The sequence below is a fragment of the Pedobacter sp. 22163 genome, from assembly GCF_052045595.1.
Lineage (GTDB): Bacteria > Bacteroidota > Bacteroidia > Sphingobacteriales > Sphingobacteriaceae > Pedobacter.
Genome location: NZ_JBQEPM010000002.1, coordinates 136149 through 157901, shown reverse-complemented (window position 1 = coordinate 157901; position 21753 = coordinate 136149). Strand labels below are relative to the sequence as shown.

Below are 21753 nucleotides of genomic sequence, written 5' to 3'. Positions count from 1 at the left end.
AAATTATTAACGCCATGGCAAAAAGCCTCTTTATCAGTATCAGTGTTCTGTTTCTTTTTTTTAATGTTGGTTTTGCTCAACAGAAGCCTTTAGTCCGTGAAAAGGTCCGGAATACATATCAGTCACAGATCGGCGTTCGTGAGCTTACTGGCCGAAACGATGGCCTTGCGGTTACACAGTATCTCGCCTATGTGTGGCTTAATCCTGGTAATCCCTGGTGTGCGGCATTCGTTTCCTGGACGCTTGGACAGAATGGAATTACCAAAGCTAGATCCGGAGGTTGCGTTCAGCTCATGGAGCAGGGACGGATTATATACAAGTCAAGCCGGACTACACAGGTTCCTCAACAGGGAGATGTCTTCTTTATTTACTTCCCCGAAAAAAAACGTGTCGCTCATACCGGCTTTGTGGATCGATGGGAAGAAACTACGGTCATCACCGTTGAGGGCAATACCAATGAAGCAGGCAGTCGCGAAGGCGATGGAGTTTATCGTAAACGCAGATTAAAAAAACAGATTTATGCGGTCACTACTTACATTAATTAAAATCATTGCCCTGGTAATGATCATCCAGGCCTGCAGCAAACGGGTTGTTGACCTGGAGAAATCCTCTGCAGCTTTCAACTTGCGTTTAACTACAGACAGCAGCTCTAGAGTTCAGCTGAAGACGGTGTTTTACCAAACATCGAAATCCTTCAGGTTTACTACTGATGAGTATGAATTTGAAATCATTCCGGACGGGGAATTCACTTTCGGTCCGGAACAGGGATTTAAGGGTAAAGCAAAATCGGTAAAAGGTAAAGGCAAAAAAACTGTTCAGGAAGATAACCAGGTTGATACCTCATTAAAGAAAGATTCCACCGCTTCCGTAAAATCCGGCAAAATTCTGGACCAAAGCTCAAAAAGTTCCGGTTATTCCAAAAGTTCCGCCAAAATTCCGGCAAAAATTCCGTCTATCGGTTTGATCATTTTGATGGTGGTTAGCCTGGCTGCAATACCGGCATTCATATTTCTTAAACCATATATCGTTAAATTATGGAAGAGATTGTTCTAACAGTAACCAAGGGAGGCAATTCCGTTGAATCCGTTTATTCTGGTCCTGCAAACTGGAAGCAGATGCAGAAAGAACACTTAATGATGTGGGCCTCCGCAATGTGCTCGAACCTGGTAACGCAAAAGGCAAAGATTATCCTGGCTGCGCTGCTGTTTAAAATGCCAAGGCATGTCCTTATCAATGTGCTGCCCAGGCATGAGCGGATCCGTTTATCTTTCAAGATCAATTTTCTTTTCAAAAAGAATGAGCTCTCGGCCTGGCTAATCCCCTCCTTTTGGTTTGGGTTTAGAAAATACTACGGTCCGAAAAACAAACTTTCAAATATTACTGCGGAGGAATTTGGACTCTGTGAACTTTGTTGGGAGAACTTTCAACTGACCAAAGACCAGGGCTTTCTTGATGTCCTGGTCGCAATCCTTTACCGGCCACGCAGATATTTTGCGATCGATGACGATATCAGGCAGCCATTAAGAAATTATTCAAGGGAAATCCGGACCAGGAGATTTAAGAAGCTTAGCGAAAAAATGCGCTGGTCCGTTTACCTGAATTACGAAGGGTGCAGGAACTATATCACGGGGACATATAAGCAGGTTTTTAAAAGCGCGGAGCCTGGTGAGCAGGCGAAGCCGGCCTCCTGGACAAAGGTGGTGCAGAGCGCTGCCGGCGGAATCTTCGGAAACCTTAAGGAAACCGAAAAATCAAATGTACACAAGTTCCTTAGCGAGCTGAACGACCGTCTGATCCAGATGGAAAAAGATAAAAAGCCATGATAACACATTATAGAACTTATTTCGAGCGCCTGGCCAAAAACCATCCGGACATTCTTCACGAAGATGATAACAGGGCATTTTTTTACATTAAGGATAAGTACAACATCAAAGCTTTTGATGATGCAATAAAATCTGCAGGGAAAACACCGGCATTATTACTCGAACGCTATACCTCTGATGCCAGCGCAAACAAAAACAATAACCGGTTCCGGCATTTCAACGGTCGGTTTTCACTCCTATGTTCTACCGAAGCCGGTGACGAATCGACCATTGAAGCTGCAGAGATCAAAGCTGAAAACATTATCCTTTCCATCCTGGTCAAAATGCTGGAGGATTTCGGAAATGGCGGTGGCTTGATCGATATCGATGGCGATATCAGGCAGGTGTTCTACGATTTTGAAGAGCTGCCCATCGATCCGATCGGGCCAGTACTGGTTAAGTATTATGGAGCTACCGTTGGATTTAAGTGGAGATGTCCTTTAACGGCCTCGGACACGGCGGTAGATTGGCAGAATAATGTTTAAACCATGGCGATCACTATTCTTTCAAAACCTGCAGTATTTTCATTTGCCGCAAACCCGATAACCTTTTCTCTCCAGAGCGATAACAACATCCTGTCCAACGGGACTGCTTTTGTTGGCTACATAGAAAGAAGTGGCGCATGGGACGCCGGCACATCGTTCCTGATCAGGTTCTCTGATCAGAGCGTAACCATGACTGCGGCAGCTTCCCCGGATCTGAGCGGCAACCAGTTTACAGCCGGAGCTGGACCATTGGATGTCATTGCCTCCGATTTTAGAAAAAATTATGTCCTCAGTACCAATTACGATATCACCGTGATCGGTGAACGGATCTATTTTACCGCAAAGAATAAGGGGACTGATCCAAACTGGATATCACCTATCGCTCCCTTAACGGTTGTAACTTCTGGAACCCAGAGGACAGAAAGATCCGGGTTCAAATTTCTATTTGAAGTTATATTGTTGTCTGTAGACGGTAATTCAGAAACCAAAATCTATTCAGAGAAACTTTCTTCGGACCTGCCATTTTCAGGCACCCTAAATATTGACCTGCACAATATTTTAACAGCAGCCCTGGACGAAGATGTACCCAACCCCAACTCCTACCAGCCAATGTCCTGCCCAAAAAGCATGCGTTCTTATTATTGCCAGTTCGCCGAGGTTTATGATAACTCGGTTAAGGCAGTCACCAGGTCGGAGTCCTTTCATGTTGCAACCGGCGGTTTTTCATACACGGCGCACAAATTCCTTTCACCGATAAAATTCCTAAGGCCGAGTATTCCAGATCCAAAAAAAGATATTTTCCTTAAGCAGGGAGAAAAAACTTCGATCAGGATCCGGACCGATCAGCCGGAGTTTTTATATTTTATCAACTTACGGAGTTCAAAACAGGTTTATCTAAAAACCGATATCAGGTTTATGGATAATTCGGTCAGTGTGCAGAAGATTGTTTCAATCAACCTGGTGCAATACAAAAAATACGCCTTCGCAACGGGCTATAACCAGCAGCAGCTGGCAGAACTGGATCCGGACAATACCATTGATCACTACAGCTGCTACCTGGTCGATATCGATGATAACCAGGTTTCTGAAAAAATTACCTACAGGGTTGACTATTCTTACAAGGAAGTTACCAGGTACTTTTTATACTCAGGGAGCCTTGGATCATTTGATACTTTCCTGGCCAACGGCAAAGGATCGGAAGATATCGCGCTGACCCAGGAGCAGGCAGAAAGCATATTGCCCCCTACCTATCTACTCACAGATGGAACCATGCAGGCATACAACCTCAGGATCCAGAAAAATTTTGTAATAAATACCGGCTGGCTGAACAAGCGCCGGTTTGATCTGCTTCAGGACTTTTTTATTGCTGAATACAAATTTCTTGCTCAATCAGGGAAACTTTTTCCGGTTCTGGCCACAGCGAAGAAAACAGGTGAATATAAGGATGGCAACTCGCTCATCAAACAGGATATCGCGGTATCCCTCAGCTTCGAGGACTATAAATTTACCGAAGGAGATCTGGATATCCCGGTCACGCTGGATCCACTGCCTTCAGGAACCGTTCACTACGGCTTGTGCAACACCATTCCGGTTACCGCTGATGAAGTCACCGCGCTGCCAAATAATCAACCGGATTCGGATCTTGAGTTTATATTACCTACCGGAACCGGAAAGACTTTCTGCATCGCACTCCCGGCCTGGAAAAAACTTAATACCGTTTTTGACCTGACCTCCGAAGAGGATATTACTTCAGAGTACCTTGCCCACCAGTCGACAGTAATGGTCTCCGGGGTTCCTTACAAACTTTATACTATGATGATGGCAGTAGGCTACTCGGCCAACCATGAGCACCAGGCCGTCATTATCGAAAACATGGACTATGTACCGGTGGAGCCGCCCGAGGATATGGCCGATTTTATTTTCTTTGGTAGTACCTCATTCAAGCCGACTACTGCAGCACATATTAATGCCCTGGCAAACAACCAATCAGGAGAAGTTCTGAATGTCAGTCTGTCGACCGGAACAAACCGGTATTTCTCCGTTGCAATTCCTGAAGAACTTGATCTTTTGGAAGTGTACGACGAAGCGTCCGAAGAAGATATCACATCAGAATACTTAGATAACTACCTGCGGATTAATGTCAACAGTCAATGGTACAGTGTTTATACCATGCAGGTTGCAATAGCCTATTCTGTAAGCCATACCCATCTGATAACCCTAGCTCACCTTTAAGATGATCGAACTCAAAACCCTTGATGGAGAAAAAATAACGCTGAACAAGACGGATGTTACCATTGAACTAAACAGCAGCCTTTTTAATGATGGCGGTAAATTTAATGGCAGTTTCAGTTATCCTTTGAGCGTGGCCTTCACTGGACCGAACAAACTTCTGCTCGGGTTTGCAGATGCAATCGAGACCAGTGTAAAAAGCAGGGAGATCCAGGTGCTGGCCAGTATCAACGGAAAGGACTTTAAACAGTGTACGCTCAGGGTGTCGGTTTCGGACAACAGCTTTGAATGTAACCTTGATATCGATCTCGGCATTATAAACAATTTTTTAAGCACGACCTATTTAACCGATATTCCTTTCGAGACCTATAATATAGGTAAGACGTTGGCCGAGATCCAGGCCTCAATGATGGATGCCGCTACGAATCTTGACTGGAGAGTAATTCCATATACTTTTTTCCCGGTCCGCAATTATGAATATTCCGGAGGTGCTAGTTCTGGCCCGGCTGATCCCATTCTGGGTACCGAAGACAATCCTGTAGGAACTCCGAATCCACGGGCAGAAAATACTACAATAATAAATGCAGTTTATCCAGATGGTGATATAACGAGGTTTACTGTACAGCTGCCGGATAACATTCCGGCCAAACACCATACCGTTCCTTTTTTTTATCTGCCTTATGTTTTAAGCAAGATCTGCGAGGCCTTGAACATGACCATCACCGGTGATTTTATTCAGCATCCGGACATTGCTAAAACTGTAATTTATAACGTTAACGGAACATTTATCAGCAGGGCCTCTGAACCAGGTTTGCCAACCGAAGAAAAGCAGGGTATGTTTTTTAAAGCAAATGACCATTTGCCAAAGGTTTTGATCAGTGATCTGTTCAAAGCATTAAGCGCGATGTGTATCCGGATTACGCCTGATATCGCAAAAGGGGAAATCAATTTCTCCTGGAAGAAAAATGTTTTTGAAAAACCCACCTATGCGGATTGGACTGAAAAGCCAATCACAGTTAAAAAAATGGATTTTGAGATCTCAGAAGGTTATACCGTTACTGCAGAGATCGACAAAATGGAGACCGATAAGGAGCAACCGGTTGATAGTGTAACAGTCGGTGCCGGTAAAGAAAAAATAGATATCAAATCCGGGACACTTAGAAGTCTTGAAGAACCTATACCAGGCAGCAATCTGCTTTGGACTATTCCCTGGGATAGCCATTCCGGAAACATTGTAGATCCGATATTTTCGGACGTCGGTAATTTCCGGTCTGCAGATAACTTCGTTGATTTTCCCTTGCGTTTCGTGGTAAGCCGAGGCGTTGGTTATTGGAAAGGAAGCACCATATCTTATCCCATGGGATCACACGACGGGGAATTTCTTTCTTTAAAGGTAAGCGGCACCTATACAACAACAGTCACGCCGGGCGAACCGGATGTTTCTATACTTCAGCTCCAGGGCATGGATAAATATGCGATCCGGCCATGGTATGACCGGACATTTGCTGCAAAAAAAGCAACAGTTAATGTTTTACTGGATCCACTCGATATCTGCAATTTAAAAGACAGCGATATCATTTTGCTGAAAGGCGAAAATGGTGTGACTGTCGAAGCCCTATTTGAAAAAATATCCTTTACCTCAGGAAGAAGTGACCAGGTAATGGCCGAAGCAGATCTGATCATCCTGGACAGCGCCTACATAGCATCACTGGATAACAATGGTGTGTTCGTGAAGATCTCCGAAAGCAATCCGCAAAATGGATCCGCACATGATGGCCGTGATGTGATGCAGTTGCCTTATGGTGCCTACCGTATCGATCTTAATAACACCTATGTAGATCTATCGGTTTCGATCTGGTCCGACCGGGCATGCACCATTCCCTTGCTAAACTCTGGCATTTCAGTATTTGTAAAAACAGTTACCAGTGAAAACCGGAGGGAGTTCACAGAGAACAGGAACCCGACGGTCGGTGAGCCGGGTACCTGGTCTGAGCAGCAGCAGGAATATTTTTCTGTTAGGAGGATTTTGTTCGGTGCAAACAATACGATCACCCTGCCGGGAGCCACCAAAAGAGGTTATGAATATTGGTGGTTATCCGCTTGGGACGGCGACTATGACGGCGATATCGGAAATGAAGACGAAAGAATGATGTGCTCCGAGGTCTGGATCTACAGGAACTCAATATTTTCAATACAGGCAAATCCTAAATACACCATAATAAAATGACAGAAGAGGAAGGTCAGTCTCCGAAAATGCTGCAGCTTGTCGACGCCTGGTTAGATATCCTCATCGACAAGTTTCACGATGCCCTTGATTTTTACGAAATTGGCAAACTTGATGGAGAGCTCTGGAAAAGCATAGTCGGCCACGTTATACAGTCCAACGGTGATGTTAATTCCGTGATTGTAAAATTTATGCAGTATGGCCGGTTTGTGGACATGGGGGTTGGAAGAGGAATGACGAAAGGCTATAAATCCGAACTTGGAGCATCAAATTTTGCCAGGAATAGAAATGACCAGGGCCAGCTCCACAAATTCAATAGAAAGGCTAAACCGTGGTACTCGAAAACAAAATACAGAGAAATCGCCCGGTTACGCGAAATCATGGCAGGAACAATGTCAAATCAGGCTCTGGCAGAAATCGAAAATGCTCTGAATAACTATACGATAATTCAGTAGGCTGTCCTTTATCAGTTATCAGGTGGCTTAGATCTTTATGCTGCTATGAGTTCACAGACAGAAAATGTACAAATAAACCTCAAACTTAATGGTATTGAGCAGTTCAGGTCCTTCAGGGATTTAAACCAGGAATTAGTTGCGCAACGAAACCGTGTAGCCAGGATGGATAAAACTGATCTTGGCTATGGCCCTGCAGTTCAAAGGCTAAATCAAATGGTCATCCTCCAGAGAGAATGGCGAAACGAGCTATATAAAACATCAGATGCAGCAAAAAAGCAAGCCAAGGATGTTAAGAGCGGCTGGGATGAGATTAAGGGGGTTTTCGGCGGGGTAACTTTAGGAAGTTTGGCTGCAGACGGAATCAAGGCAGGAATTAGTGCTATCGGTAACTTTATTTCAGGATCCCAGCAGGCCTACGCCGAAGCTGAACAAGGGCAGGCACAACTTGAAGCCGTTGTAAAATCAACAGGAGGTACTGCCAATAAAACCATCGAACAGTTAAATGCCCTTTCAGGTTCTTTAATGAACCTCACTGGTGTAGATGACGATGTAATTACCAAAGGAGAAAGCCTGCTTCTGACGTTCACGAATATTAGTGGAGGCGTTTATGACCGGGCAATGCCTGCCATTGTAGACATGACAGCGGCGCTTAACCAGGGTAATGTTAGCATGGAGACAATTTCGGGAACTTCAATGATGATTGGCAAAGCATTGAACGATCCGATCCGCGGTTTAACTGCTTTGAGAAAAGTAGGGGTTTCCTTCTCTGAAGACCAGGCAAAAACCATTAAAAAGATGGTTGAAATGAACCAGGTTGCAGAAGCTCAGGGTATAATTTTAAATGAGCTGAACAAAGAGTTTGGTGGAATGGGTGAAGCGCTAGCCTCAACAGAAACCGGTGCACTACAAAAATTTCAGACCAGGATCGGTAATATTCAGGAAAGTATTGGCGCCTGGATCACTAGTATGAAGGCTGTTACTGTGAGCGGTTTCGGTCCACTGCTTGATGTGGTTGAAAAATGGGTAAACATTCCGACGGCAGAAAAGCTACAGGATGAGCAGGCCGAACTGAATACTTTGGTGGTTTCGATTTCCCATGCAAACGACAGCCAGTTGGTCCGAAACAATCTGATAGCAGAGCTCCAACAAAAATATCCGGATTTTCTAGGGAAACTGGACAAAGAGCAGATAACTACGGAGCTGCTTGAGCGCAGGTTAAAAGGGGTAAACAATCAATACCGCGATAAAATTGCATTGGCAGCGAATCAGGATAAAATCTCGGATCTGGAGAAAAAGAGAGGTGAGCTTACAAGTACCCTCTCATCCTACCGAAAAACCTTAACTGAGGCCATCATCAAAACCAGTGATAAAACAGCCTCAGATCTAATAAGCCTTTCGGATTCGGATTTCGATAAATATGCGGACCAGTTAAAGAAAAAGATGAAAAAAACTCCTGTAGAAATCCGGGAGATCCTCGGAAGCTCCCTTTATACAGATGTTAGCCGAACGTTCAAAGGTCAGACCAATTTATATGACATTTTCACTCCTGGAAGTGGCAGAGAACTCTTTTTAAAGCGATCAAAAGAGCTGGAGGACACTAACAAAGAACTGGCTCAATATTCTGCTGCTCAGGTAAAATCGGAATCGGATGCAAGGTTAGAAAACATCAAAAGAATTGATCAGGAAATTCTGGCCCTTAAAAACAGGAAAGGTACTGAAGATGAAATCTCCAGACTGAAAATAGAGCGTTCAAAGCTTGACGGTACCTATAAGGCCCAAATTGTTAAGGGCAGTGATCCAAATGGAGACGCCAAAGCGAAGGCCGCTGAAGCTTTACGAAAACAGGCAATTGCAAAAGCCTTGGCAGAAGATAAAAAACTAAATGAGGATTATAAAAAATTAGGCATTGAACAATTAAATGACCTATTAAGTAAAAACACTAAAGAGGTTGCTCTGGTAAGTGAAAAATATCAAAAGCTCATCGACGAGCAGCAGGCATTTCTAAATATGTCGGGCGCTAACGAAGAGCAGAAAAAAAATCGAGAGGACCAGATTGAAGATTTAAAAATTTTAAAACAAAAGGCTATTGCAGATACCCGGATCAAGATCCATGAAGAAATGAATTCTGCCATCAATAATCTCCGAACCTCGCTTGCAAACAAACATGAAACCGAGCTCAAAAAAGAAAAGGATCTAATAAACAAGTTTTACGACGACCAGATAACAGACAATACCGGAAATGAAAAGCTGATTGCAGAATTAACTAAAAAACGGACAAAGGAATTAACGGATGCTGAACTCCGCGAAAAGCAACGGTTAATTGACGAAAAAGAAAAGTTGGAAGTTGTTACCGATGCAGCAATAGCAAACACTCATGCCGGGCGATTGGCAGCGATCAAAAAACAATACGATGCTGAAATTGAGGCGCTAAAAGAAAAATATACCCAGGAAGGGATTATTTCTCAAGAAGGCCAGGATCTGATCAATAAGATTAACGGGAACCGTGCGACTGCTAACGCCAATGAAAACAAGAACAAGCATCAGGAAGACCGTGACCTGGCGATTCAAGGGGCCGAGATGGTTGCCAATACTATTGCAACCATTGGCAACAACAACAGGAAGCGTGAAGCCGATATGAGGATGAAAAGCCTCGAAGATCAGAGGAACAAAGAACTTTCCAACAAAAACCTGACTGAAGACCAGAAAAAGGTGATCAATGATAAATTTGACGCCAAGGTTAAGCAGGAAAAATTAAGGGCCTGGAAAGCAGATCAGAATGCTGCAGCAAAACAGGCAATCATTGCCGGCTTACTTGGCGCTGCCAAAGCGCTGCCGAATTTTGTGGCCGCAGGTATTGCCCTGGGCGCGGGTATTGCAAATGCAATAGCAATCAAATCTGAAAAACCTCCCATATACCGCAAGGGAGCAATGGTGCCAACCGGACCTAGCCATGAGCAGGGAGGCATTGATTTAATTAATAACGCCACCGGTGACCGTATTGGCGAAATGGAAGGCGGCGAGCCGTTATTGGTGCTCAGTAAGGATACATATTCAAACAACCGGCAGCTGATCAACGATCTGTTATATAACAGCCAGCACCGGAATGGTGCTCCAGTGTCGGTAAACACGGAACTGGCCAGTAAAGCAATGAGGTATGCATCCGGGGGAATGATTGAACAGGCAAATCAATCTGCGAACAGCACTGCTCCTGTCATTCCTGTTAATGACAATAGCGGCGTTGAAGGGAAATTAGAGGAGCTCCTGGACAAGTGGAACGATGGTATTCCGTTCAATTATTTAAATTTGGTCGAACACAAGGATAAGATTGATAAAATTCGAAATCGTGTAAATGCATAAAACCTAGGGGGCTTTACGGGAAACCGTAAGATGTTAGAAAGCAATCTTTATATACTTACAATTGATTTGTTCCTAATGCATCCTCTCCGTTCAATTACAAAAAATTGTGCTGTCAGCACTTTCGAATCCGATAGGAACATTAGGAGCATATTTTTAGTAAAATTCACTCTTAATAATTATCTTTCAAAAAAACACTAACATGAAAAAAATCTTATTAATCGCGATCTTAATCCTTACTGGTAAAATAGTGATGGCTCAGGACCTAAATTTTCCAGTTGATTCATTAACCCAAAAAGCAACCTACTCAGAGGTAATTCAGGCAAAAGGGAGCAAAAACGACCTATACAATAAAGCCATGGAGTGGTTAGCAATAAATTTTAAATCCAGCAAAAATGTTGTACAGCTTGATGACAAAGACGGTGGCAAAATAATTGCGAAATTTGTGGCATTTGATTCCAACCAGGGGCCGGTTACAGCGACCTTGACGATCATGATAAAGGATGAGAGGTATAAATATATTTTAAACGATATATATTTTAACGGAAACAGGAGTTTTCCTGGCTGGGGATTGGAAGAAAATCCTAGCGCATTCAAGGCCAATATGTTCAAATATGCCATTAACAGCATCAAAAAGAATTCTAAACAAAACATAGAAGGGTTAATTACCTCTCTGAAAAAGACAATGGAAACCTCAGCCTCTACGGATTTTTAGGTTATTCGTTAGGGGCACGTTATGCGTGCCCCTAAGCTTAATTAGCTATTTTGAGGACTAAATCGGCAAATCCTTTTTCAATAGCTTTTGCTGTATCGTATTTATACTCGTCGTCAATGTGCGCATACCTCAGTGTTGTTTCAAGTTTTTTATGACCGAGCAACTCCTTTAAGCCGTAAATATCTCCAACAGCTTTCATATACAAGTATCCAAACGTATGCCGGCCAATATGCGCATGAAGGTTTTTCTTTATGGACGCTGCTGCCGCCAGATCCTTCAAATTAATGTTAAATTGTCCCTGGCTTGGCAGGTCAAAGAACTTAATATCATCTTTTTGGATGAATGATCTAGCTATAGGCAGAAGTGGAATTCTCAAAATACGCCCCTTGTGCCTGTTCTTATGTGGAATGAACTGGAGCATATTTTCCTGCATTTCCCAATCTCCGTTTGCTTGGTATAAATCAGAGATGCGCAAACCAGTAAAACAACAAAATAAAAAGCCTTTCAAAACCCTCATTTCCTGGTCACCAATATCGCAGAATTGAAGGTCCATAAGCCGCCTTATTTCCAGTTTAGTCAAATAAACTGTTTCCGGCTCTGGTGGTGGGTTGTTCAAACCGAAAACTGATGGATCCACAGAAATCATCGGTTCCTCGCTAGCAAGACGTAAATATGTTAAGGTCACTTTTAGTCTGTCCCAAATATTCCCGGGTTTGTATTTCTTATCCTCTTTTCCATAAGTAGCGTTGCTCAGGTAGGTCTTGAATCCCTTAAGCCATTTAATATTGATATTTTTAAAAAGGCTTAAATTATCATAATTCATTATCTGGACCAATACCGCCATGGCATTTTGATATGTTTTTTTGGCAATTTCCTTCTTATCGTAGCGCCTTTTTGCTTCTTTTCGCATGTAAGAAATGAAGCACTCCTTAGTATCGATGGTCCGAAGTTCTAGAGCGAATTGCTTGATTGTAAGGTTTGCTTTCCTCAGACGGTAGGTCAAAAGTATCTCGGTATACTTAGCCTGCTCACACTTGATCAACAGATTATAATCAGAAACCTCAACATCTTTCTGATGCCTTGGAAGCAGTTTAAACCCAGAAGTATCTATTTTATGCGCCGGCCACCGAAGTTTGAGATCAAACTCATCATGCTGGCGATCTATAGTTATCTGTATGTACACCGTGGCCATTCCATCGGCACTAACGCGCCTTTTATTGAACCATAATTTTGCAGAAAAAGAGAACATGTAAAACCCTTAAAATTGTGTTATAACAATTGTCGGAACGAGTTAGGATTCTATCGGCCTGAACGGCCTCGCTCACTTTGCTCTTACGAGCTTAAAACCGTATTAAATGTGCAGCGATTAAACTGCACATTTTAAGTGATTACGGTATGTACCCGGAGCCGTTATCCCTTTCAAATCGCAAATAACTAGCGTTTAGATATTTGCAGACCGTAATTTTAAATTACGGTTAAGATGTCGGAACATTTCGGCATAACAGGCCTGCCTTTTAAGGCAAATCTGTTAGCTTTCCGTTTGTACCCAGCGCCGGAGTCGAACCGGCACGGTTTCCCACAGGTGTTTGAGACCAGCGCGTCTACCAATTCCGCCAGCTGGGCATTGCTTATTCAGCGGGATGCAAATGTATAAATTAAGCACTTAATTCGCAAATTTTATTTACTTCTTTTTATGTCTGATCTGATTTACTAAAACCTCCATCATTTAACAGATTATCTAACAACAACTGATTCAATTGTTTAACTTCTTTTTTGCTCATTTCCATATCCATTGGCAGATAAACTAAATTTTGAAGTATTAGCTCATTTGAGGTTTTTGGCGACAAACTCGTTAAACCTATCTTAACTAAACTGGAGGCTTTTGAAGTAGCATCGAATCCTTTTTCTCTTAATTTATCGATTAACAGTGATGGATTAGCCGCTACTATCGGAATTACCCAATGTGTATGCCTTAAGTTTGCAGCACCAATAACATTTCGCGAATCAACATCCAATAATAACTGGTTCGCCAGTATCTTTCTCCTATGAATCCGAGATTGATCAAAATCATTCACATTATGCTGCAACATGCACAAATTGGCATAACACGGCCTGTATTTGATTTTCTCCATTACATCTTCACCGGGAAAACCTCTTGTAAAACCAGTAATAAGCGTATCAAAGTCTTTACCGAATTGCTTGCAAAGCCAATAAGCTATGGTAAATGGCCATCTTGCGGTAAGCGTGTTAATCAGGGTAGCCTTAATTATTTTTTTGAAGTATCGATCGCCTTTTTGCACCGGCAACCTATTGTTCAATATTTTTACAGCAGTAAATAGTTGCTCGTTTCTAATATGAAGTATCGCACCGCTTAAGGCTGTATTTGTCTTAATTAGTCCAAAACTGAACAATACCACGTCCGATTTTAAATTACCTTCATAAACTCCATCATAAGCTTGGGCACAATCTTCTATTACGATCAGATTATGCAATTTGGCAATGTTAAGTAATGCTTCGGTATCCATTATGCCACCAAATAAATGGGTAATGAGCAATAGCTTTGTTTTGGGCGTAATAGTGGCCTCTATCTGCCCGGCGGATATACCTAGTGTATATTTATCTATAGTTATGGGTACAACTTTTAAATGATAGGCAGCGATGATTGCAAACATATCCGGGATGTTAATATCTGCAACCAGTATTTCGTCACCAGGTTCAAGATTTAGTGCTTCTAATACGAGATGTAAACCTGTACGAACAGAAAGACAGGGCAACTGCCCTTCCGGAAACCGGGGCTGTTCTTTTTTAAAACCGCAAGCACTACTAATACAGTATAATGCACCCTTAAAAAGTTCTGTAAAACGGATATCTAACCTACCTCTGGCGATCATTTGTTAAGCGCATAATACTAAGGTAAGTAATTTGTGTAATGGCAATTAGCTTAGCGCCCTTTCATCTTTCAATTTGCGATCTACTACAAAGGGCATAAAGGGCAAAAGTGATGCTAGAAAGATGAGAACAGCTTTACCAAACTTCCATTTTTGTTCTTGCCAAGTCATTACTAACAAGGCCGCATAGGCAATAAATAGTACGCCATGTGCCCATCCGGCATATTTAACAGCCAAATCTAAATGTAAAAAATGTCTTAACGGCATGGCCACAAATAATAAAAGCAGATAGGAGATGCCTTCTGCCACGGCCACTTTGCGAAAAATTGAAAGAGAACTATTCATTGATCTGATTGTTTGCTCCGAAATTAAAACAAAGCTTTTGCCTATCAAAAACTAAAAAATGATTTGACAATTAGGTGTCTTACAAAGGTAGAAGGCTTAGGGTTTAAGGTTATTACTCCATCGTTCAGAGTTTCTTTCACAATCTTTTTTTACCCCTTAATCATTTTTTAACCACGGAACGCACAAAAAAACCGTAAAGAACATAGGGCTAGCCAACCTATTTCCTTTACGCGACTATCTTCGGACCTCCGACTCCCGACTTCAAACTCCTTCCATCTACTTCGGCAAACGTTCCCTAATCCGATCAACGTATTTCTGTCGGTAAAAATTATCCTTTATTGAAGGTAATAATGAATCAGACGCTGTAGGATTGCTGTCGAACTGATTAATCAGATCATTTAATTCGTTGGCTAAGTCTTTTTCTATGGCATCAACATCTCGTTTTACCTGCGCTAGCTTTTCGGTATCTGGCTCAAATTCCAAATCCATTAAAGCCTCATTTACATCCATCATTTCCATTAAAAAAGATTGCGGCAGTTGATAACCCTCATCTGTTTCTACAATCCCTTTTAATTCGAGTACGTATTTTAAGCGTTTTTTAGCGTTACTCAGTGTCTGATAAGCCTTATTGTTCAAAGTTGACAGATCGAGTGCTTCTTGCTGCTTCTCTTCGCCTTCGTTGGCATAAAAATCGGGGTGAAACTGCTTACTAAATGCATAAAACTTTGTTTTAACTGCATTTTGATCTGGATTAAACCGGATCGGTAACCCGTAAAAATCGAAATAATTGGTCGCTGGTTTCAATTCGCTCATGATGTATAAAAATTAAAAAGCCGCAGATGTTCAGATTGATTCGTCAAATCTGCGCATCTGCGGCAATTATATAAATTTGGTTTTACTTACCGAAAGATTTTAGAATATCATTACCAAAAGCAAATACCATTAAACAGATCAAGATCACAAAACCCACAATTTGCGCCTTCTCCAGCACTTTTTCGCTTACAGGCTTACGTTGTACCATTTCGATTAAAAGAAACACTACATGGCCTCCATCTAAGCCAGGAATAGGCAATAAATTCATAAATGCCAATGCCATCGAAATTAATCCTGTTAAAGTCCAGAATTTAACCCAGTCGAAAGTACTGCCGTACACCTTGGCAATCCCAATCGGGCTGCTGATATTACGCGCACTTAACTTTCCGGTTATCATCTTACCAATGCCTTTTGCATTATCTACAAAAGTGCTCCATGCCATGGTTGCACCAACTGGTAACGATTCTATAAAGCCAAAATCTACATGTGCAGTTTCAGGCATTTTTAAATTAGGAATAATTCCAATCGTTCCATCTTTGCTTACTTTAAGATCGAACTTTACTTCTTTGCCTTTGCGTAGCGCACTAATGGTAATTGGTTTTAATTTGTTTTTAGAAACCTCTTCTTTAAACTGATCGAAGAAAGTAATCTGTTTTCCATTAACCGACAAAATACTATCGCCCGGTTTAATCCCTGCAGCATAAGCCGGATATACAGGTTTCTCGAACTTTCTGCCAAACAGCTTATCAAAAAAAGATGGTTTATCTGCTTTTTCATCAGGTGCACTTACCTTTTCTACGCTTTCCATCGTATATCTGGGCGAGATAAAATTCTCTTTATCGTTTTTCGATATTTTATTTAAAATGGTATCCGGAACAGAAATGTAAAGTGTTTTATTTTCCCTTAAAATGGTCAACTGGGCTCCATCAAACAATACTTTGCTCGATATAGCATCTTCAAAACGGATTAACTTGTTGCCGTTGATGGCTAAGATCTTATCTCCGTTTTTTAAACCGATTTCTTTCCCAATAGCGCCTACAGAAATACCATCGTTCAGTTTACTATTAACGGTATAATTTTGCCCGACGTTGAAGGTTAACATCCAGAAGATAAAAATACCTACAATTACGTTTACGATAATACCACCCAGCATCACGATTAAACGTTGCCAGGCTGGTTTAGAACGGAATTCCCATGGCTGTGCAGGTTGAGCCATTTGCTCTGTATCCATGCTCTCATCAATCATTCCGGCAATTTTCACATAACCGCCAAGTGGCAACCACCCCACTCCATATTCAACATCACCTCTTTTGAAACTAAAAAGCTTGAAACCCCAGGCATCAAAAAATAAATAAAACTTTTCTACTTTAATACCAAATGCCCTGGCTGCCAAGAAATGCCCTAATTCGTGTAATATTACCAATAAAGACAATCCGAGCAGCAGCTGCCCCGCCATAATCAATCCATTCATATTTTCTTATAAAATTTTATGTTAGATGTTAAACTATACTTTTTGTTACTAATTCGCCGGCTAAGATACGGCTATGTTTGTCAGTTTCTAAATAATCGCTCAATTGCGGTTTTTCAACAAAACTAATTTCTTCCATACACTGTTCAATAACCTCGCTCATCTGCAGAAAACCAATTTTATCTTTCAAAAATGCTTCAACAACAATTTCATTCGCAGCATTTAAAATACAAGGCATATTTCCGCCCTTTCGTAAAGAAGTAAATGCCAGGTCTAAATTCCTGAATGTTTCCATGTCGGCTTTTTGAAAGCTAAAGTTTGGATAATCTAGGAAGTTAAAACGTTTAAAATTGTTTTTTAGCCTATCAGGATAATTTAAAGCGTACTGAATAGGTAGTTTCATATCCGGAACACCCATTTGTGCCTTCATAGATCCATCGGTAAACTGAACAATTGAATGAATGATAGATTGAGGGTGAACAATTACATCAATCTGATCTACATCAAGGTTAAACAGCCATTTTGCTTCAATTACCTCCAGGCCTTTATTCATTAGGGATGCAGAATCGATCGTGATTTTTGCGCCCATCACCCAGTTGGGATGTTTTAAAGCCTGCTCTTTCTTTACTGTAGATAAAAAATCTTTTGTTTTGCCTAAGAATGGTCCGCCCGAAGCTGTTAAATAAATCTTTTCGATTGAATGCTGCTCCTCGCCCACCAAACATTGAAATATGGCAGAATGCTCTGAATCGACCGGTAAGATTTTAACTTGGTGTTCCGTTGCCAGTTGCGTAATCAGTTCACCGGCTACCACCAAGGTTTCTTTATTGGCTAAAGCAATATTTTTCCCAGCCTTTATGGCAGCAATAGTAGGCTTTAACCCTACGGAGCCCATTAATGCGGTTAATACCACGTCACTATCCTCAAAAGCCGCAACTTCTGATAAAGCAGCTTCACCCGCTAAAACTTTAATATCTAACGCAGATAAAGCATTTTTAACTTCGCCGTACTTGCTTTCATCACAGATTACAACAATGGCTGGCTTAAATTCCTTCGCCTGTTGAATAAGTAATGCTGAATTCTTTAAGGCAGATAATACAACAACTTTAAATGTTTCGGGATGATCCCTTACCACTTCCAGTGCTTGTGTACCTATACTTCCTGTAGAACCTAATATGGTTATTCTTTTCAAATCGTTTTTAATATCGTAACGCTTAAGGTTAAATTAAGCATTTTATCTAATTATTTTGTTGTCCACCCATTTGTCACCCTTACAGCATCTGTTGAGATGATCGTCATCTCGACTGGAGCGCAGTGGAATGGAGAGATCTATCTAGAAAGATTTCTCGACTGCGTTACACTTCGCTCCAATGCTGTGGTTCGTGTCTCCACGAACTACTTTTCATCATTTCGTTTCGTGAGGACACGAACCGAGGAAGATTAGTTAAACAATATACCTCTCCAACCCATCCGCCAATTTCCGATCATTACTCAAACGTGGCACTTTATTCTGTCCGCCTAACTTTCCCAATGCCGTGGTTCGTGTCTCCACGAACTACTTTTCCTCATTTCGTTTCGTGAGGACACGAACCGAGGAAGATTAGTTAAACAATATACCTCTCCAATCCATCCGCCAATTTCCGATCATTACTCAAGCGTGGCACCTTATTCTGTCCGCCTAACTTTCCTTCACTTTTCATGTAGTTAACAAAAGCATCTTTTTGCAAAGTACGTATAATCAATGGTTGAAGGATGTTCCCTTCAATCAGGTCAAAGTAATAAATATTTTTCTTTTGCAAAGCCTCGTCAACCTTTTTGCTAAAAGCTACTATATCTTTTGGCGCAGACGAAAACTCTATAAACCACTCGTGGTAAGGTAATTGACCAGTTTCAGGGTTAACCTGGGGCGCAACTGTAAATTCTGTAATTTCTACCTGTTCTTCATTGGCCACACTCAAAATTGCCTGTTCTACCTCTTCTCCTATTACATGTTCACCAAAGGCCGATATAAAGTGTTTAATCCGTCCGGTTACCACAATTTTATAAGGATTTTTAGAAACAAACTTCACCGTATCGCCAATGCTATAACCCCACAAACCTGCATTGGTATTTAAAATTAACGCATAGTTGGTATCTAATTCAACCTCACCAAGCGATAACCGTGTTGGATTATCATTGTAATATTCATCAGCTGGAACAAATTCGTAAAAAATTCCCGCATCGGCCAATAATAGTAAACCTTTATCTTTTTGCGAATCCTGGTAGGCAATAAATCCTTCCGAAGCCGGGTAAGTTTCTATAGCATCAATTTTCTTCCCGATGCTTTGTTCAATTTTTGCCCGATAAGGTTCAAAATTTACACCGCCATAAATAAACAGGCTAAAATTCTTGAATATTTCGGCAATTTTCTTCCCTCCCGATTTCTCTGAAAGTTTATCGAAATACATTTGTACCCAAGGTGGAATACCCGAAATCAAGGTCATATTTTCATTAATGGTTTCCTCAACAATGGCATCGACCTTTTGTTCCCAATCTTCGATAATATTGGTTTCATAAGAAGGCAATCGGTTCTTTTGAAGGTATGCAGGCACATGGTGCGCCACAATACCCGATAAACGCCCAACATTAATTCCATGTTTTACACTTAAAACCGGACTCCCTTGCAGAAAGATCATCTTTCCGTTTACAAATTCCGCCCTGCCTGTTTCATTAATATAAGTTAAAATGGCATTACGGGCAGCTTTTATATGCTCAGGCATCGATTCTTTCGATAGCGGAATATATTTTACACCCGAAGTGGTGCCTGATGTTTTGGCAAAATAAAGTGGTTTACCTTTCCAGAGTACATCGGCTTCACCCGCTACTACACGATCTACATAGGGTTTTAATCCTTCGTAATCTTGAACGGGAACATGTTTTTTAAAATCAGCATAGGTTTTAATCTCAGCGAAACGATGATCTTTTCCAAATGCAGTATTTTTAGCCTCATCAATCAGCTTCTTCAGGATATTATGCTGAGCATTTACGGCATTATTTTTCCATTTGTTAATCTGCCAAACTGCAAATGCCGCAAAGGGTTTACTTAATGCTGCTTTTAGTCCCATACTAAACTGAATTTTGAATGATTGAGTGATTGAATATAAATTCTACCCTATACGATATTATGCAAAATATCTGGATGTTCATCCCCTTTATATTCGCTCGAAATTTTACGGTATGCAACAGTTAGTGCTACACTAGAAAGTGGAACGATGATAAATGAACTTAAAATATTTACTATAAAAGCCACCAATGGCCATTGCAGGTAGTTTAACAGCAGATAAATTAAATATCCTCCACCTAAAACCACCAATAGTAATAAAATCTTCGTAAAATTTCCTTTAGTGGTAGCCAAACTCAATTTAATCGAATCGAAAGGCGTTGCACCTTTATCAATAATAAAAAACGGGAAAAATGAAATTCTTAACCAGGTGATAAATATGGCAATAATGCCTACTGAAATGGCTACGTTTTTAACAATTGCTACATTAATCCCGGTATAAATAAAAGGAAAGGCAACCAAAATTACGACCAGATAAACACCGAGGATACAACCTACAAAATAAAGGGTAGCCACCAGGAACCGGATAATTTGTTGCCTGGTTGGAAGCGTATCTACAATTTTCACATCGTTTTCTTCATCGTCCATTAAATGGAAAATGTATTTGAAAAGCGAAAGATTGATGGTAAAATAAAGCAATACAAAAATAATCACCATGATTACACTCAAGGCCTTGCTTACATCCTTAATAAAAAAGGCCATTAAGCTCGAAGCGCTTGCAGTGATAAACATCAGAAAACATAGTGTAGCAATCGAGAAATAGTGTTTCTTGGTAATGCTCCACGCCTTTTGAATTACATCATTAACGGCGAACGTACTTTCTTTTAGGTAATTTATCATTGTTGTTTGAATACCACTCGTTTAAATAAATCCTGTATAAATCCTAAACCATAAGCGGTTAATTGGATAAATGAAGATATAATGCTCAAAAATGCAACTTTTAACGATTTATTTACAGACCATGAATGAAAAAATATCAACATAAAGTAAATCAATAAGAAGAAGTTACAAACATATGCCAATGGAGGATATATAAAGTTACACAAAATGGTGAAACCAAAACCCAATGTAAACAACGCTGGAAAAAAATGTACAAGCTTTAATTCTTTTGGGAAATGTTTGTAAATATTGATTCTTGCTCTCCCGAAAAAGTGTAACTGCTTGTAAAACTGACTAAAGCTTGTCCGGCGTTTATGGTAGACCTTTGCATCTGGAATCAACCCGATTTTAAAACCGTTTTCGTGGATACGGATACTGTATTCGATATCTTCGCCCAATCGGGTCAGGATAAAACCACCTACTTTCTCCCAGGCCTGACGGGAAACCCCCATGTTAAAACTGCGTGGGTGAAATTGGCCTACGTGCTGTTTGTTTCCGCGGATTCCACCAGTGGTGAAAGGCGAAGTCATGGCATAACTAATTGCTTTTTGCACAGGCGTGAAGCTATCATGTGCGGCATCCGGACCGCCATAGGCATCTAAGTGATGCTCATATAAATAGTTTTTAACCGTTTCGAGGTAATTTGCAGGAATTAAACAATCTGAATCGAAAATAACAAAGTAATCGCCCGTTGCCCTTTCGAAACCAAAATTACGGGCAAACCCCTGTCCGGCATTTTCTTTAAAGTAATATTTAATGTCCAGTTTATCTGCATAAGAAGCTACAATGGCCTTTGCATCGTTTTTCGAACCATCTTCTATGACCAAAACTTCAAACTGTAGATAGGTTTGTTTGGTTAAGGTGTTTAATAGTTCGTCAATTTCTTGAGGACGATTATAAAGTGGAATGATGATGGAGAAAAACATGTTTATAGAG

At 41.0% G+C, this 21753-nt stretch carries 18 protein-coding genes and 1 tRNA gene; 9 read left to right on the top strand and 10 right to left on the bottom strand.

Translation table 11 applies throughout. The features are described from left to right. The first annotated feature begins 14 nt into the window (after positions 1-14). The 9 genes from ACTJKN_RS05160 to ACTJKN_RS05120 all read left to right on the top strand — a co-directional run bounded on the left by ACTJKN_RS05160 (position 15) and on the right by ACTJKN_RS05120 (position 11324). Entirely contained in the window at positions 15-545 is a 531-nt protein-coding gene (locus ACTJKN_RS05160) for a CHAP domain-containing protein (protein ID WP_440823250.1), read from the top strand. Beyond that, complete coding sequence (locus tag ACTJKN_RS05155) at positions 520-1053, top strand: hypothetical protein (protein ID WP_440823248.1); 534 nt, start codon at positions 520-522, stop codon at positions 1051-1053. The genes ACTJKN_RS05160 and ACTJKN_RS05155 overlap by 26 nt, the downstream gene beginning before the upstream one ends. Next, positions 1035-1823, top strand: a complete 789-nt coding sequence (locus ACTJKN_RS05150) for a hypothetical protein (protein WP_440823246.1) — start codon at positions 1035-1037, stop codon at positions 1821-1823. The genes ACTJKN_RS05155 and ACTJKN_RS05150 overlap by 19 nt, the downstream gene beginning before the upstream one ends. Next, on the top strand, positions 1820-2347 hold the full coding sequence (locus ACTJKN_RS05145) for a hypothetical protein (protein ID WP_440823244.1): 528 nt from the start codon (positions 1820-1822) through the stop codon (positions 2345-2347). Before ACTJKN_RS05150 ends, ACTJKN_RS05145 begins: the two co-directional genes overlap by 4 nt. Before the next feature lie 3 nt (positions 2348-2350). Next, positions 2351-4579, top strand: a complete 2229-nt coding sequence (locus tag ACTJKN_RS05140) for a hypothetical protein (protein WP_440823242.1) — start codon at positions 2351-2353, stop codon at positions 4577-4579. 1 nt (position 4580) lies between these two features. Continuing rightward, positions 4581-6803, top strand: coding sequence for a hypothetical protein (locus tag ACTJKN_RS05135; RefSeq protein ID WP_440823241.1), 2223 nt, complete (start codon positions 4581-4583; stop codon positions 6801-6803). After that, on the top strand, positions 6800-7255 hold the full coding sequence (locus ACTJKN_RS05130) for a hypothetical protein (RefSeq protein ID WP_440823239.1): 456 nt from the start codon (positions 6800-6802) through the stop codon (positions 7253-7255). The genes ACTJKN_RS05135 and ACTJKN_RS05130 overlap by 4 nt, the downstream gene beginning before the upstream one ends. 45 nt (positions 7256-7300) lie before the next feature. Further along, positions 7301-10612 (top strand): hypothetical protein, encoded by a 3312-nt coding sequence (locus ACTJKN_RS05125; protein WP_440823238.1) that lies wholly within the window; start codon positions 7301-7303, stop codon positions 10610-10612. Positions 10613-10811: 199 nt separating this feature from the next. Then, positions 10812-11324 carry a DUF4468 domain-containing protein gene (locus ACTJKN_RS05120; RefSeq protein ID WP_440823236.1) on the top strand — a complete coding sequence of 171 codons (513 nt, stop codon included), beginning with the start codon at positions 10812-10814 and terminating at the stop codon, positions 11322-11324. Positions 11325-11361: 37 nt separating this feature from the next. On the opposite strand, the gene ACTJKN_RS05115 is transcribed toward ACTJKN_RS05120, so the two are convergent. From ACTJKN_RS05115 to ACTJKN_RS05070, 10 genes are all read right to left on the bottom strand, one after another. Further along, a complete protein-coding gene (locus tag ACTJKN_RS05115; protein WP_440823235.1) occupies positions 11362-12573 on the bottom strand; it encodes a tyrosine-type recombinase/integrase in 1212 nt (403 codons plus the stop codon). 294 nt (positions 12574-12867) lie between these two features. Continuing rightward, positions 12868-12947 (bottom strand) — tRNA-Leu (locus ACTJKN_RS05110). A gap of 68 nt (positions 12948-13015) precedes the next feature. Then, the gene (locus ACTJKN_RS05105) at positions 13016-14215 is read right to left on the bottom strand and encodes an aminotransferase class V-fold PLP-dependent enzyme (protein ID WP_440823234.1); all 1200 of its coding nucleotides are present in this window, start codon (positions 14213-14215) and stop codon (positions 13016-13018) included. A gap of 45 nt (positions 14216-14260) precedes the next feature. Then, positions 14261-14557 (bottom strand): DUF3817 domain-containing protein, encoded by a 297-nt coding sequence (locus tag ACTJKN_RS05100; protein ID WP_440823232.1) that lies wholly within the window; start codon positions 14555-14557, stop codon positions 14261-14263. 276 nt (positions 14558-14833) lie between these two features. Then, the gene (gene hscB, locus ACTJKN_RS05095; protein WP_440823230.1) at positions 14834-15370 is read right to left on the bottom strand and encodes a Fe-S protein assembly co-chaperone HscB; all 537 of its coding nucleotides are present in this window, start codon (positions 15368-15370) and stop codon (positions 14834-14836) included. 82 nt (positions 15371-15452) lie between these two features. Beyond that, the gene (rseP, locus tag ACTJKN_RS05090; protein WP_440823228.1) at positions 15453-16841 is read right to left on the bottom strand and encodes an RIP metalloprotease RseP; all 1389 of its coding nucleotides are present in this window, start codon (positions 16839-16841) and stop codon (positions 15453-15455) included. A 28-nt stretch (positions 16842-16869) separates the two neighbouring features. Continuing rightward, positions 16870-18030 (bottom strand): 1-deoxy-D-xylulose-5-phosphate reductoisomerase, encoded by a 1161-nt coding sequence (locus tag ACTJKN_RS05085; RefSeq protein WP_440823226.1) that lies wholly within the window; start codon positions 18028-18030, stop codon positions 16870-16872. A 412-nt stretch (positions 18031-18442) separates the two neighbouring features. Further along, positions 18443-19942 carry a GH3 auxin-responsive promoter family protein gene (locus tag ACTJKN_RS05080; RefSeq protein WP_440823225.1) on the bottom strand — a complete coding sequence of 500 codons (1500 nt, stop codon included), beginning with the start codon at positions 19940-19942 and terminating at the stop codon, positions 18443-18445. 47 nt (positions 19943-19989) lie between these two features. After that, complete coding sequence (locus ACTJKN_RS05075; protein WP_215125730.1) at positions 19990-20778, bottom strand: hypothetical protein; 789 nt, start codon at positions 20776-20778, stop codon at positions 19990-19992. Then, entirely contained in the window at positions 20775-21743 is a 969-nt protein-coding gene (locus ACTJKN_RS05070) for a glycosyltransferase (protein WP_086545300.1), read from the bottom strand. The genes ACTJKN_RS05075 and ACTJKN_RS05070 overlap by 4 nt, the downstream gene beginning before the upstream one ends. Positions 21744-21753: the final 10 nt, after the last annotated feature.